The following is a 14,566-nucleotide window of genomic DNA, read 5'->3' as shown; positions in this document are numbered from 1 at the left end:
TTACTACTGTCTCTTGATATTTTTACGCCCAAATATCCGTAGCATGCTAAACCCTGTCACCAGTAACCCTAACAATGCCAAACCACTTAAAGCTGAGTAAACTACATAACCAGAACCAAAAAAAATCTTCCCACTATGAATTTTTCGGATGAATTTAACTGCAGTGTCAAAATGCATCTCTTCCAAAATGGGTGAAACAGTTCCAGTTAAAGCCATCAACATTAGAGGTATGGATACCATGATTGATAGTTGTCGATGGTATTTACGAAATAAAGATGAAACGGTTGCCATAAGTTATTTGGCTCCTTTAAGGGTGAAGAGTGAAGGGTGACGTATAAAGTATGAAGGTAAAGTATGAAGTATGAAGGGTAAAACTCATTTTTCATCCTTTATCCTTCATACTTGTTAAATGGCAGGATAACCAATTCTGACTAGTGCTTGCCTAACTGTGAATTCTGATACTTTTGTGGCAATACTTACAAGCTTTAGTCTTGGATCTGTGAGCACTGTAGCGTTAGGATCGATGGCTTGAATTGCTTTAGTAATCTTATCAGCACAGACAGAACAAGCCATTTTTGGAATTGTTAATTGAAATGCCATAGTTATGTATTTTTAGGATTGCGAACCGTCATCAAAACTAATGTCGTTGTATTTCAGGGAAACTGTATCTTGATAGACAAGCATAGCGGCTAAAGCTGTTTCAGCCTCACGCAAACGCTGTGCAATCAAATAACTAAAACTGCGCTTTAGAGCAATACCAAGATTAATATTTCCATCCATAAATCGGTGAAAAGCTTCAGAAGTCAACTCCCACACCAAACAAGATGTTGTCGCTACTACAGAAGATGAATGAGGTCTACTCTCTAGAAAAGACATTTCACCAAAAATTGCAGGAGCCAGTGTACGCCGTAAAGTGACTTCTCGAAATTGGCTCAATTCATGTTCTGGTGCTAGTTTGCGAACTTGACAGACTCCTTCAAAAAGGATGAGAAGAATTGGCTCTGTAGTGCCTTCTTCAATCAATCTTTCGCCAGATTGAACTTTGCGTACTTTACCATGAGAAAACAGTTTTTGTCGCTGAGTTTGTGGTATAGAGAAAAAAGGCAGATCGTTGAATTGGTTGAGGGCATCAGTATCAATCGCATTCATTTTTCTAATCCTCAAAAGGTGTTCGTGGATAAGCAAGTAGTTCTCTCAAGTCAGCTTTTCAGAACAGATTGTGGTTTCAGTTGTCTGAAACACACTTTTTGTCGTGCGAGTCTTTTGCGCTAAAACATCTATACAGTCTTCAACTTGGTGGGAAAACCCAGTTTCTCTAAAAGTGCAAAGTTTGCTTTTGTTGTTTTACAGACGCTTTATACACAACGTCTTAATTAAGAAACTAGGCTGTGTAAGATTAATGTACTGATGCTTTAGGAGAATCAAGGCTTCACAAGCCTGCAAAAATAAGCGATCGCTGGAAACTAGAAACTGCTAAAGAGGAATTTGAGAACAGTACAGTAATCAAATGTACTGAGTATTTAGGCTAATACCGGACAATTTGACTTTTTGAGTTCGATAAATTAGATCGAGTGTCAAAACTAACTGCACCAGGTCCGTATTGAACTATCATCAGCAATCCACCTAAAATAGCTAAGTTCTTCATAAATTGACCTAGCTGCATGGGATCGGAAAAATTGGTATGAAAAATCAGTGTAGCAGCAATGAGGAACAAAACTAGCACGATCGCTCCCCAACGAGCTTTATAACCCAGTAAAACTGACGATCCAGCACCCAATTCTACCAAAATTGCACTCACTAAAAAGAAGCCTGTCTGAGGCATACCATAAGCAGCCATAAATTCTTGAGTAGCAACGGGATGCAGAATTTTATTGACACCAGACTCGAGAAAAATCAAGGACAGGGAAGATCTTGCAACCAGAGATATGTACTTTTTGAGCATATGAACCTTGAACAAGTTTTTAATTTGAGCGAGCCGGAAACATTGAGTTGTTCTACGATTTCATTGAACTCATCTTTAGGCAATACTTTGGGAAGAACAACGAGCTTACATGATGGATTCTGTAGCGATCATTGCACTTATGTCAGATGTCACTGTAGGTTCTAAAATAGATGGTGGAGGATTAGAGATATCTCCAGCCGTACCCATGCTGGCGATAAAACTTTCAATTGCTGTGGGAGAAGTTGTTGTAAACATAAGTACCTCTGCAGGTAAAGTTCCTTGGTTTGTCAAAGCAAAGGATTTATCTTCAGGAAGTAAGACGTAGGTATTGGGAGTTGCAGTAAAGGATTGATCTTCCATCTCGAAGGTGACATTCCCCTCCAAAACAAAGAATCCTTTATCTGTAGGAGCAGAAATTAAATCTTCATTGTCAGTACCGGGTGGAACATAAACATCAAAGAGTGAAAGTTTTCCTTCTGTGTCAGCAGCTGTAGCAACATAAGTATAAAGATCGCCTCCCAACCAGTACTTTTCACGTTGTTCGTTGTTGGGCTCTAATTTTGGTGTAGTTTCAGGTGTATCTCCATTCTTTAGAGTGTAAGAGCCATCGTCAGCAAAACTCAGAACAGCCTCATCTTGTAATAACCCAACAACAGCGCCATTTGTGGGGTTAGTAATAGTCAATCTCAAATCATCAGTTGTATTGGAAGAGATGGGAAGAGCTACTGTCTGAGTTCTCTGACCATCAGCAAAGTCAACTTCTACTGAGAGACCATTACTGAGAGCAAGTGTTGCACTGACCTCTCCTTCTGCTTCCCCAGGACGGAGTAAAGTAACTTGCGGATCGCCAGTCCTTGTTTTGTTGAATTCAGATGAGTGGAAGATAATTGAGTCTAATGTTTCTACACCATATTCGGCTAAAATACCTGAAAATCGATCTAAAGCCTCAGCAGGAGGGATTTCATTGGGGGGAGGGGATGTAACCGATCCGGGAACACCTATTTCTGCAAACGCTTGTTCCAAGCCTGCAGGAAAAACAAACTCTAAATGACGTGATGCTGTATCTCCCAAATTAAGAAATCCATGAGTATCATTTTGATGTTTGTAGATAAATGTTCCGGGAGTAGCAGTGACGACTTGGTCATTGAGTTGGTAAGAAACTTCTCCTTCAAGAATATATGCAAACTCGTTTTCTTGTCGGTGAATGTGGGGAAAAGGACCGCCCTGCGGTACTGTGTAAAAATCCAAGAGTGCATATTCCCCGTTAGTTTGCTCGCCAGTGGCGACAAAAGTCGGGTGATCGCCTACCAGCCAATATCCAGGTCGATTTTGATCTGTAAGTATCAATGGTTCTTGAGAAGCGACTTGGGATGTCGCATCTTCAGTACCCGTATTTTGTTCCCCAGTATTTTCCTGGTTTAGCTCTGTTTCCGTATGCATAAAATTCTCCTTAGAATGGGTGGTGCAAAAAGTCTAATAGTTGATGTACTACGCTTTTTGCAAAAACTCTGTGACAGTGGATATAAAACTGTCTTGCTGCTCAAACATCGGTAAATGACCGCAGTTTGGAAGTAAAGTGACTTGTGCTTGCTGGATTTGAGAGCAAAAATCTCGAGCATAGTCTGAAGGTACAAGTCCATCTGACTCTCCCCAGACAATTAATGTAGGTGCTTGAATGTGGTTAATGCGATGTTTTAACCCCCAATTGGAAAATGGAACAAGGAACTTTTTGGCAGTTGCAAAAGATCTCTGCTTTTGAGCTTCTAAATCGACTTGTGGCGTTTCCGATGTTGCAGTAGCGCGAGCGTGCTGAAATACTTTGGAACTGGGATCGTGCCATAAAGCATTGACAAGTTTGTCTGGACTGACAGAAAAGAAGTCAAGCACTGGTAAATCTTCTCGGAAGAGACCAAGCGGGCTGACCAATACCAGTTTCTTAACTCGATTTGGGCAAAGAGCAGCGATTTCTGCTGCTAACATACCTCCAAAGGAATGACCGACTACACAGGCTGATTCAATTTCTAGTTCGTCCATCAAGTCCTGGTAATAAAGCGCTAAGTCCACTGTATCGCTAAGGTGTTCTTCTCCCGTTGAAGGGCCAAAACCAGGATGCCAAGGAGCATATACCTGAAAATTCTGACTGAGAAGATTTAAATATTCTCCTGTTTGCAATCCACTCGCACTATGAAGATATAAGAGTGGAGTTCCAGAACCACCTTGCAGAAAGTTGATAGAGAATTTACCGTTTTGAAAATTGAGGATGCGGGATTCCATATGAAAAGATTCCTTATTGTTAGTTAAGATTGTCATTGGTTGCGGGTCATCGATCGCTTCTTTACATGAGGTGGTGAAATGCCGTAAGCTAACAAGCTTGCAAGTAGGTTTCGCCAGAGCGGTAGGCGCATATAAAACGGTAGTTTGAATGTTCCTTCGGATTTGAGGGCTCTGACAGTAATTTGGCTCTGGATAAAAGATTGAAACGCCTGAATAATTTTTATGGATAGCTGGCGTTTGCGTTGTACTTGTGCTAAGTGAGTTAGCCTTAAATATCCTTCCTTAAGAGGTTCGCTGATGATATTTGATGCTACAACAGCGTCTTGAATTGCATAGTTAATGCCAACTCCACCAATAGGAGATAGTACGTGGGCAGCGTCACCAATCAAAAGTAATCCAGGGCGATACCATCGGGAAACACGACCTACTATAACTGTCAGTAGTGAAGCCTGCTTCCAATCTTTTAAATGCTCCACACGATCGCTAAACTCTGGCACAACTTCGACAAGAGACTTTTGCAATGCTTCTATACCGTTAGTCCGAAGTTGCTGGTAATAACCCTTAGGAATAATGTAACCAATTTGCCACTTGTCAGAGGTAGGCGTTACTGTCTGTACTAAAACACGACCACTCGAAAAGCGTGCCTTGAGACCTTTTGGCTCTTCCGGGTTTCGGGGTAAGCGAAACCACAAAATATCTATTGGTGGAGCCGCTTGAATAAGGTCTATACCTGCGAGTTGACGAATGTTAGAAAAACGACCATCTGCACCAACGGTTAATTCTGCTCGTACTTCATGCCATCCTCCTTGTCCGCGATAGCGAACTCCGCAAATCTTACCATGTTCTTCAATCAACTGCTGTACATTAGCGCCCATAACTAACTGGAAGTTAGGGTAACATTTTGCCTCAGCAATGATGAATTCTAGAAAATTGATCTGAGAAATAATTGTGATGTAAGGGTGATGGCTCTTTAAATGACTGAAGTCGGCAAACGCGATCGCATCATGAGGAGTTACAAATTGAATTTGACCTGTTTTATTATGCGGAATTTCTTGAAGCAATCGGTCAACGAGACCAAGTTCTTCTACAATTTCCATGACTCCTGCATGAATTGTATCGCCTCGGAAGTCGCGATCGAAGTTTTTGTGCGCTTCTAGTAGCGTAACAGAAATTCCTTGACGTGCTAGGAGCAGTGCTAGAACCGCTCCTGCTGGACCACCTCCAACTATACAGCACGTTGTTTCTTGTATGTCAATAATGATACGTTCACTTATTTGCATATCCGTTGTACGGAAAGTTAATTAGGAAATTGTTAGTGGTTAGTGGCTAGTAGTTAATGGTTAGTAGCAACTAAAAAATTTTCTAACGACTAATTAATAACTAATAACAACCAACCGCTAACGTTTACTGTGCAAGAATTTCACCCACTATTCCAGCTGCTATTACGCAGTCATCTCGGGTAATATCAAGATGGGTAACGGCTCTAACGGCTCGCTTCCCTGAAGAACTCAAAAACACGCCGCGATCGCGTGCAGCAGCTACCAAAGTTGGAGCGTCAAGAACATCGGGTGCTAATTGAAACCAAATAATGTTTGTTTCTACCGTTACAGGATCGAGAACAATACCGGATGTCTCTGCTAACATCTGAGCCAATAACTGAGCGTTGGCGTGATCGTCTGCCAATCGTTCTACATGATGCTTTAGCGCATACATACCAGCCGCAGCAAAAATTCCTACCTGCCTCATAGCACCGCCAAACATCTTCCGCAAACGATGGGCGCGATGAATTTGCTCTTTAGAACCGCAAACAACACTTCCCGCAGGTGCTCCCAAACCTTTAGATAAGCAAAACGTGACGGTATCAAATGGTTCCGACCAGGTTTTGACAGTCACTCCACTCTTCACTTCAGCGTTAAAAATACGAGCGCCATCTAAGTGGAGTGACATTCCATATTCGCGAGCAACAGATGCAGACAATCGCAACTCATTAATATCCCAAACCCATCCCCCACCACGGTTGTGGGTGTTTTCAAAAGCAACAACAGTTGTTGGGCTTTGGTGATGGTTATCCGGTTTGTAACTAGCACTAACATCACGAGCGGTAAATCGACCATTGTTACCAACAGTTTGAAATTGCAAACCGTTGAGAGCAGCACCTGCACCGCCTTCATAAAGGTAACAATGACTACCTGTACCTATAATCACTTCATCACCAGGTTTGGTAAGCGCACCTAATGCGATTTGGTTTGCCATTGTACCTGTGGGAACAAACAATGCAGTTTCTTTACCCGTGAGATGGGTCGCATATTCCTCGATCTGGCGGACAGAAGGGTCTTCACCGTACACATCATCACCAACTTTAGCAGAAGCCATAGCTTGACGCATGGCAGGAGTTGGCTGCGTTACTGTATCACTGCGGAGGTCAATCATAATTGCTAATTGCTAATTGCTAATTGCTAATTGCTAATGGCTAATGGCTAATGGCTAATGGTGAGTTCAGAGAAAGTAGGCGGTGAGACTAGTGCTGTAAGAAGGTTTCCTACGTCCTGGGGACCAGCTTATAGCCCTTGCGGGCATAACCTGCAGCATCGTATAGCTTTTCCGTAAGGAGATACTTGTTTGCGTAGCGTACCGAAAGCATAGGGCTAGTGATTAGTGGCTATTAGCCATTAGCCATTAGCTATTAGCTATTAGCCATTAGCCATTAGCCTACTTTAAATTCCCAATTCGTAGATAACAAAGCTTTGGTATTCCGGTGCATAGGAAGGACCAAAAACTTTCTTGGAAATTTGTCGGAAGTTACCGAGCCTAAACTCTTGCTCCACGATCAGTGGAGACATTTTATGTTCAATACCTAACTCTGTAATTAGGTCATCGTGAGTTGCTCGCAGTTCATCAATTGCAACACCAATACAGTTGCGATCCATAGCGAAATCAACAACATACCTGTACCACGTCCACAGTGCCTGCTGTCGGCGACGTTCGAGATCCAATGCTGCTTCTGGGATGTGACCCGTTTGCTGATAGTTCTCTACCTCTTCTGCAGTGGTTAAGATATACCCGTTTGCAATGTGGATCAATTCAGCATTAGCTATGCGTTTTTCGTGATGGTTTTTGCAATATTCTGGGCAAAACTCATCACCTACAATGATAACACCATCTTGATGTAATATTTGCTTGGCATGAGCCAAGTAATTTTTCGGAAGATGGTGATGTGCTCCCCAGGAAAGAACTATATCTACAGTTTCATTCCATTCTTCAAAAGAACCGGAGAACACTTTAGCATTAGTATCAGTTGCTAAACGACGTTCCAATTTAGCAACAATTTCTGGTTCATCCTCATTTGCAATAAGTTCTATTTCAGGGAGACGTTTTGCTAACTTTGAAGCAAAATATCCGGTTCCGCAACCAACGTCAAATACGCGAATTGGTCGTCCCAATTTTTGAGCGTATTGTTTTATCAGCCTAATGATGTAAGCGTCACCTTCAGGAATTTGGGGATGCCCTTTACGCATTTGGGCTGCAACATCAATTTCCTCTGACTTAACATCATCTAGAAGGTTGTCAGGTACAAAAACGGACATGAGGAGACTCCTTAAATTTTTGCTTGGGGGATTGGGTATTGAGCGTTGGGGGTTGGGGGTTAGGGGATTGAGGGATAAAGGGATGAAAGGATTGGTCAAAATATATTTCCCCTTGTCTCCCTTGTCTCCCTTATCCCCAGTCCCTAGACTCTAGCCTCTACAGTTGCTAAACCTATGTTTGGCTTAGTAACAACATATACACCGTCAATAGCTCCTGCGGCTGAAAGTGAAAAGAAACCTTCTACTGCATTAAAGAAATTATTTGTAGCTTGGATTGTAGAATCCGTAGCCTTGTCTTTTGATGCCAAAGCTTCTTTGTCCTGACGAAGGTTATGGTTATCTTTGATCCGCTTTGACATCTCGTTGACAGCAAATTCGCTGACACCTTCTTGGGCATCGACTAAGTCTTCCACTCCAGACACTAGGTTTAAGAAAGCGAGTTTTAGATCGGCACCACTGAAATCGTGGCGGCTTAATTTTTGTGCTTCCCAAAAATAGGAATCTTTACCACGGTTCTGGTCGTAGAAAGCTGAGACAAACACGAGGAACCGCAGATATGCTTGCCGATAGCTCTTGTCATAAAATGTAGTGGCTTGTGCTTCGTCAATCTCACCGCGCTTAATGCTTGCGATACTTGCGGCTGCTAGGAGTGCGCTGTAAGTGGCAAGATGAACTCCACTTGATAAGAGCGGATCTAGGAAGCAAGCAGCATCTCCTGACATAAAGTAGCCCGGACCGGAGAAGTAGTCAGAGGTGTAAGAATAGTCTTGCTCGACTTTGACTTCTGATACTAACTGACCTGGTGCAACCATATCAGAGATAAGAGAGCATTCTTCAATGGCTTCTGAGTAAATATCTTCCAACTTCTTATTGCGTCTTTCTTTATAAATATCTTTGTGCATGACCACTCCGATACTCATAATCTCTTCATCCAAGGGGATTCCCCACAGCCAACCTTCTGGAATAGAACCGACTGCGATCGCTCCTTCTTGACCTTGAGGTAATCTTTGAACGTTCTTCCAATAACCCCATATAGCTATATTTTGGAATACGTTGTGGTTTCGGCGGTTTTTTAGATAGCGCGTTGACAAAACACCAGCACGACCTGAAGCATCAATGACGAAATCAAAAGAGATTTCTCCCGTCGCACCATTGGATTGAGACCAAGTAGCACTTTTTGGACGATTTTCATCAAAAGAGACTTGACGAATTTCGGTTCCCTCAAAAACTTTCACACCTTGGCTTTTAGAATGCTCTAAAAGCAAGTGGTCAAAGTCGGCACGACGAACTTGAAAGCTATAAGTATGGTCGCCACTGAGTTCTCCAAAATTGAGGCTCCACTTCTCTTTGCCCCACTCCAAATAGGCTCCGGGCTTGCGTTGAAATCCTTGGGCTTCAACTTTGTCCCGTACTCCAAGTAAATCAAATATTTCTAAAGCAGATGGCAAAAGCGATTCACCAATATGATATCGGGGAAAAAAATCTCGTTCTAACAAAGTCACGTCAAAACCCTCGCGTGCTAATAAAGTCGCAGCAGTCGATCCAGCTGGTCCGCCACCGATGACTAAAATTTGAGTAGAATTTGGTATATTGGACATGACAGGATTCTTCTCCTTTATGGTTGTAGAGTTCTGAGAACAACGAATTCAGTTAACTTCTCCGTTAAGCAAGGCATGGCAAGCTTTTCTCCAAGGCTGTTAGAACCTTCCTGAATGGAGAAGTTTTATTTAGAGATGAACTGTGAAGTATAAAGTATGAAAGAATTAACAATCTTTTATTCTTAATCCTTCAAACTTTATCCTTTATCCTTTCAAAAGGATTCGCCAAATTGGGCAGATCCCGCATTAATTCCTCAAATCCTTCCCATGTTAGAGATTGAGGACCGTCAGAAAGGGCTTTGCCTGGGTTGGGATGAACTTCAATCATCACCGAATCAACACCAGCTGCTACAGATGCCTTCGCCATTGTTGGCACAAACTCCGATTTACCAGTAGCATGGCTGGGATCGACCATGATGGGCAGGTGTGTGAGCGATCGCAAAACCGGAATTGCAGATATATCAAAAATATTGCGGGTGTATTGGCGATCGAAACTGCGGATACCGCGTTCGCACAGAATGACATTGGGATTACCAGCCGCCAAAATGTACTCGGCTGACATCAACCATTCTTCAATGGTAGCTGACAATCCGCGCTTCAAAAGAATTGGCTTGCCAGTAGCACCAATCTTCTTAAGAAGTGAGAAGTTTTGCATATTGCGAGCACCAACCTGCAACACATCTGCGACAAATGCAACTTTCTCTATATCAGTTGTATCCATCACTTCTGTAATGATTCCCAATCCAGTGGCTTCTCGTGCTTTATCTAAGAGTAATAATGCACTCTCTCCATGACCTTGGAAAGCATAAGGGGAGGTACGGGGTTTGTACGCCCCTCCTCGAAGAAATTTAGCTCCGGCAGCTTTCACTCTCCGGGCTGTTTCTACAATCATCTCCTCATTTTCTACAGAACAAGGTCCCGCTACAACAACCAAAGGATGGTTTTGACCAAAACTGACAGAGCCATTTGGGGTGGGTACAACCACGTCAGTCGGTTGATAAGAGTGAAATTCTAGAGAAGCTCGTTTGAAAGGCTTTTTTACCCGGACAACCTGCTCAATGCAGGGGCTCAAATTTTGAATTTGTACCGGGTCAATCTCCGCTGTTTCACCTATTAAACCAATCACCACTTTGTGCTGACCTATTGATTTTTCGGGAGTGATATTCCAACTGCGGATTTCTTTAATGATTCGTTCAATTTCTTCTGATGGGCTACCAGATTTCATGACGACGATCATAGATAAGAATCCTCCTTAAATAACAGCATCTTATGGTCTTCCGTGGTTCAGTTGTTACTATTTGTTTTTATCTCCTCACCCTTTTTCTTTGTCTTCTAAAGCTTACTGTAGTTAAAAAGCGCTTGCCAACAGTCTATCTTTTGAAAAGTAACAATTCTTTCGCTAATGTTTAATTTAAAACACAATCAATGATAATTGCGATTGTTCCGGAAATCATATAGATGTTTAGTATTGTGCATTAAGAATTTGATTTATAGGAATCCTAAATTACTCAAGAAAAATGGTAGCGTTGGCAAAGCCAATCACAGTTTCTTGGCGGGCTTTAGACATCCCTCCAGGTATTTCAAGAAAAAATAAGATTCCTCTATGTTATTAAAGTGGTTTAAATTGATAACATCTGGAAAGAAATCGGAAATATAATTTTTTTTAATAAAAGAATATTAAAAGATTAGAATAAAATTTTAAAACGAAGGCAGAAGTACGCTCGCTACTAGAGCAGAAGGCAATTAGGTGGGGATTTAAACCCGCACCTAATTGAAGACCGCGCCTCTTGGAGATTATGGCGCTTGATTTAAACCCGTTGCTCCCGAAGGTCGCGCAGAGGATCTACGGTATCAGGCAGAAGGGATTTATCACTTCTGCCCTCTGCCCTTCTTGTTAATTTTTGGCTTTAGGTTGAAATTTCTTTTGATTTTTTTAAGAATTTAAAATTTCTGCATATTTCAAATGCATGAGAGAAACGCATAAATTCGATCGGTAGGGGCGCAATACCGCCGCGCCCCCAGAACTAAGTGTATTTCGCACAAGAGCTAACCGTTTTGTCTCTCTTGCGTGTATTGGGCTTTGTACTGAGCAAGCTGTGTCCTTCTCCAAGCTTGGGGAGTTGTTCCATGATACTGGCGAAACTGGCGAAAGAAATGAACTGTGTGATAATACCCAACTTGGGCTGCGATTTCTTCGACTCTTTCATTAGTTTCCAACAGTAAGGAACGTGCTGCTGCCATTCGCCGCTCGATAATCCACCCTTGTACAGTTTGTCCTGTTTGCCGTCTCACAAGATTAGTGAGATAAGCCGGAGAATAACCTACAGCTCCTGCGACATCACTCAAAGTGATCTGTTGATTGTAGTTCGCCTCAATGAAGCGGAAGACCTCTCTCAATTCTGGCTCGGATGGCAGAATTGACTGGGGCTCGTCCGATTTCATGGCTTTATTGGGTGAGAAGTTTTGCTTTGCACAAAGGGCTCCTGTGTTCTTAGAACCAGAGTATAGAAAAGTGCCAGTAGATGTTTCGCCGGTTGGAGCAACTGCGTTCGTCAAAGACGTGCCGCAACTATCGCCTGTGGGCTTTTCTGTTACTGATGTGGGTACTGTTCCATATAACTTTTGCAGGAAGCTTTGCCTCTGCAGGCGAGTTGCGATCGCTTTGAGTAATTCGTCTAATGTACAAGGTTTTGTGATGTAATCATCTGCTCCCAATTCCATACCTTTGCGGATATCAGTGCGACTGACTTTAGCGGTGACAAAGATAAAAGGAATAATTGCTGTGGCTGGATCTTGGCGTAATGCCATTAAAACTCTAAAACCATCGAGTTTCGGCACTAAAACTTCGCTGATGATTAGATCGGGTAACTCTTGTTGTGCTCTTTGAACTGCGATCGCACCGTTTTCAGCACTAATCGCATGGAAACCTTCAGCTTTTAGGCATGAAAGAAAAAGTTTTCGGGTTTCTGCTTTATTTTCAATCACTAAAATCTTTTTCACCGTTTCCTTTGCCATCCAAATACGGGTTTATGGACAATTCACAGGTGTACAGTGACAAACCACTTGGTAGAGTGACAAGTTACCAAAAGAAAGGTAGAGGGCAGATGGCAGAGGGCAGAAGGTTGATATTGTAAGATTTCATACAAAAGCAAGTCTTCTGTGCTCTGCCAAAGGGTGTAGCGTCCCTGAATTGATTTAGGTCGAAAAATAATAGAGTGCAAACTTTATTAAATCCCTCACATTTATACATGGGGATTCCCTTCTGCCACGCCACTTGCTTTATGCCGGGAAACCCGTCCACCGCAGTGGCTCCTCTGCCGTCGTACTTCTGCCTTCTTACTTTATAATGTAGTGCTTTCCCAATATGAAAAATAAAGTCTAAAAGATGAAGAACTAAGCGTAAAAAAGTGCTATTGCCAGCACAAGTACCCGAACTTATTCTGGTAGCACGCAGAATATACAATCTAAGTTTTAAACCCATAGCAGTCGTCACAATAGGGAGACAGTCACAAAAACATTCTCGACTACAGCAACGCGCTACCGTAGAAACTTGTGTTATCTCCTGCAAAGGAGCTAAGCACGTAGGATATCCGAAGGACATGGGGCGAAGTTGGGATCGAGGAAAACCTTTCAGCCGACTTCTCCGTGCAAAGCGCTGCCTCCCGAATTCATTCATAGGGTTGACTTCATACTTCATACTTCAGACGTTATTTTTGAGGTCACTTAGGTTATGGTTGTGCAAAATACCAAGGCAACCCAAAAAAGATTGCCAAAATATTGGTTGTCATTTCACCGCAAATCTTTGCTCCGAGCAGATTATGCTCTTGCAGAACTTCCCAGGAAGGGGCAGACTCGTTGCGCGTCCGGTGTTCTCTTTGGTGCGCCGTGTAAAGCCTCTTCCAATCAACCCAGTCATGCGAAAAACGTTATGTCTGGGTTAAGAACTGTTTCGAGATGCACGTTTGCAAAGACGCAAATTATTGCGTCTCTACTTAGGCTTGCTCAACCTACCTAGTTTCGGTAACTCTGGGGCTGGCGAGCACCCTAAAGGCAGGAACACAAACATTTCCCCAAACACAGTCCCAGCAGGACTGGGGCTGGTTAGGTCGTGTGAACCCAGAACAGCCAATATGATAATTTGCAAGGGGTTTGCAGCCTAACAAGTAAATCCCTGACTGGTAGAACACTGTCAATCCGTACAGATACCTCCATAAATTTAAGATTTAGCTTTTGTATCTGTAGAGGACGGACTTATTTGTTACATCCATCAAACCAATCACTACTTTCCCTGGTTAAATAAGATTTCTGTTGCGGTAAGATTTGCCACACCAGAAGATTTGACGGAGCTGCTTAATTCCCTTCGAGAGGATACCAGATTTCGTAATAACACACAAGTAAGACGCTCCAGAATGTAGTGGTGTAAATAGTATTGGATTTGATTGATACTAACTTCACATCATATCATTCGTTACACCCATACAAAGTAACTAAAAAGCAAAAGTCAGGAGTTGCGGACTTTCTACTCCAAATATTTAACCAGTGCTAGTTCGTAAGTGTGACACACCAAAAGCTATACCCGTAAATAAATTTAACAAAGACTTTATATTAAGTTAAGTGAATGTAACGAGGACACACAGCAAGAAGCAGAGGAGATTTATTCATATTTCTTTGTAATTTTTGTAATACAGCCAGGACGCCCGTACCACAGAATCGCAGTTTGTTTCTAAAGCTTGAAAACTACTGTATTTTTTTACAGTTCTCATGATTGACATTTAAGCTTTTACTTAAATATAATGTTTATAGTTAAGTAAAAGCTTAACTATATTTAGAGTTTGCAATTGAGGCTAGCTATTTGAAGCTAGAACTTACGCATAGCTTCCCTTTTTAAGGGACAGTGCATGCACAAATCGAGTTTACCCCCTTAATCCCCTGAGGTATTCAGAAATAAAAAATTAAATTTCTCTTTACGATGGAGGGTCAGGGGTGAGGTAAAACTAACGCTCAATCCTCAGTGCGTTAACTATGGCAATCCTATTTGAGATCCGAACAAGGAGGACAAGGAAGAGGTGTTTGTCGCTCCTACACGGATTGCTATATTTCAGATTTATGTGTACACCGTAGTTTTTTTAAGGGGGTTTGGAGGAAACTGCAACACCTGAAAACCCCAA

General features: G+C 42.2%; 12 protein-coding genes. All 12 read right to left on the bottom strand.

Going from position 1 to position 14,566, the window contains the following annotated elements:
- Positions 1–3: 3 nt before the first annotated feature.
- The 12 genes from AB0756_RS19345 to AB0756_RS19290 all read right to left on the bottom strand — a co-directional run bounded on the left by AB0756_RS19345 (position 4) and on the right by AB0756_RS19290 (position 12,413).
- Complete coding sequence (locus AB0756_RS19345; RefSeq protein WP_038073327.1) at positions 4–291, bottom strand: hypothetical protein; 288 nt, start codon at positions 289–291, stop codon at positions 4–6.
- Positions 292–405: 114 nt separating this feature from the next.
- On the bottom strand, positions 406–600 hold the full coding sequence (locus AB0756_RS19340) for a heavy-metal-associated domain-containing protein (protein ID WP_038073325.1): 195 nt from the start codon (positions 598–600) through the stop codon (positions 406–408).
- Positions 601–612: 12 nt separating this feature from the next.
- Positions 613–1,149: a Crp/Fnr family transcriptional regulator gene (locus AB0756_RS19335; RefSeq protein ID WP_050046573.1), complete on the bottom strand. Its 537-nt coding sequence runs from the start codon at positions 1,147–1,149 to the stop codon at positions 613–615.
- 376 nt (positions 1,150–1,525) lie between these two features.
- Entirely contained in the window at positions 1,526–1,942 is a 417-nt protein-coding gene (locus AB0756_RS19330) for a DoxX family protein (RefSeq protein ID WP_038073323.1), read from the bottom strand.
- Positions 1,943–2,047: 105 nt separating this feature from the next.
- A complete protein-coding gene (locus tag AB0756_RS19325; RefSeq protein ID WP_050046572.1) occupies positions 2,048–3,382 on the bottom strand; it encodes a cupin domain-containing protein in 1,335 nt (444 codons plus the stop codon).
- Between the two features lie 48 nt (positions 3,383–3,430).
- Positions 3,431–4,252: an alpha/beta fold hydrolase gene (locus tag AB0756_RS19320; RefSeq protein ID WP_050046571.1), complete on the bottom strand. Its 822-nt coding sequence runs from the start codon at positions 4,250–4,252 to the stop codon at positions 3,431–3,433.
- Positions 4,249–5,496, bottom strand: a complete 1,248-nt coding sequence (locus AB0756_RS19315) for an FAD-dependent oxidoreductase (protein ID WP_038073320.1) — start codon at positions 5,494–5,496, stop codon at positions 4,249–4,251. The genes AB0756_RS19320 and AB0756_RS19315 overlap by 4 nt, the downstream gene beginning before the upstream one ends.
- A gap of 124 nt (positions 5,497–5,620) precedes the next feature.
- On the bottom strand, positions 5,621–6,646 hold the full coding sequence (gene ltaE, locus AB0756_RS19310; RefSeq protein ID WP_038073317.1) for a low-specificity L-threonine aldolase: 1,026 nt from the start codon (positions 6,644–6,646) through the stop codon (positions 5,621–5,623).
- Between the two features lie 284 nt (positions 6,647–6,930).
- The gene (locus AB0756_RS19305; RefSeq protein WP_038073314.1) at positions 6,931–7,800 is read right to left on the bottom strand and encodes a class I SAM-dependent methyltransferase; all 870 of its coding nucleotides are present in this window, start codon (positions 7,798–7,800) and stop codon (positions 6,931–6,933) included.
- 143 nt (positions 7,801–7,943) lie between these two features.
- Positions 7,944–9,398, bottom strand: a complete 1,455-nt coding sequence (locus tag AB0756_RS19300; protein WP_038073311.1) for an NAD(P)/FAD-dependent oxidoreductase — start codon at positions 9,396–9,398, stop codon at positions 7,944–7,946.
- Between the two features lie 190 nt (positions 9,399–9,588).
- The gene (gene aroF, locus AB0756_RS19295; RefSeq protein WP_038073308.1) at positions 9,589–10,635 is read right to left on the bottom strand and encodes a 3-deoxy-7-phosphoheptulonate synthase; all 1,047 of its coding nucleotides are present in this window, start codon (positions 10,633–10,635) and stop codon (positions 9,589–9,591) included.
- Between the two features lie 809 nt (positions 10,636–11,444).
- Positions 11,445–12,413 carry a response regulator transcription factor gene (locus tag AB0756_RS19290; protein ID WP_038073306.1) on the bottom strand — a complete coding sequence of 323 codons (969 nt, stop codon included), beginning with the start codon at positions 12,411–12,413 and terminating at the stop codon, positions 11,445–11,447.
- Positions 12,414–14,566: the final 2,153 nt, after the last annotated feature.

This window comes from Tolypothrix campylonemoides VB511288_2, assembly GCF_045999855.1.
Lineage (GTDB): Bacteria > Cyanobacteriota > Cyanobacteriia > Cyanobacteriales > Nostocaceae > Scytonema > Scytonema bouteillei_A.
This window is presented reverse-complemented; position numbering and strand designations above follow the sequence as displayed.

Bases quoted from the DNA above. Each gene is read 5' to 3' on its own strand.
- AB0756_RS19320 (WP_050046571.1), bottom strand. From the start codon at position 4,252: ATGACAATCTTAACTAACAATAAGGAATCTTTTCATATGGAATCCCGC.
- AB0756_RS19345 (WP_038073327.1), bottom strand. From the start codon at position 291: ATGGCAACCGTTTCATCTTTATTTCGTAAATACCATCGACAACTATCA.
- AB0756_RS19315 (WP_038073320.1), bottom strand. From the start codon at position 5,496: ATGCAAATAAGTGAACGTATCATTATTGACATACAAGAAACAACGTGC.
- ltaE (WP_038073317.1), bottom strand. From the start codon at position 6,646: ATGATTGACCTCCGCAGTGATACAGTAACGCAGCCAACTCCTGCCATG.
- AB0756_RS19335 (WP_050046573.1), bottom strand. From the start codon at position 1,149: ATGAATGCGATTGATACTGATGCCCTCAACCAATTCAACGATCTGCCT.
- AB0756_RS19290 (WP_038073306.1), bottom strand. From the start codon at position 12,413: ATGGCAAAGGAAACGGTGAAAAAGATTTTAGTGATTGAAAATAAAGCA.
- AB0756_RS19325 (WP_050046572.1), bottom strand. From the start codon at position 3,382: ATGCATACGGAAACAGAGCTAAACCAGGAAAATACTGGGGAACAAAAT.
- AB0756_RS19340 (WP_038073325.1), bottom strand. From the start codon at position 600: ATGGCATTTCAATTAACAATTCCAAAAATGGCTTGTTCTGTCTGTGCT.
- AB0756_RS19305 (WP_038073314.1), bottom strand. From the start codon at position 7,800: ATGTCCGTTTTTGTACCTGACAACCTTCTAGATGATGTTAAGTCAGAG.
- aroF (WP_038073308.1), bottom strand. From the start codon at position 10,635: ATGATCGTCGTCATGAAATCTGGTAGCCCATCAGAAGAAATTGAACGA.
- AB0756_RS19330 (WP_038073323.1), bottom strand. From the start codon at position 1,942: ATGCTCAAAAAGTACATATCTCTGGTTGCAAGATCTTCCCTGTCCTTG.
- AB0756_RS19300 (WP_038073311.1), bottom strand. From the start codon at position 9,398: ATGTCCAATATACCAAATTCTACTCAAATTTTAGTCATCGGTGGCGGA.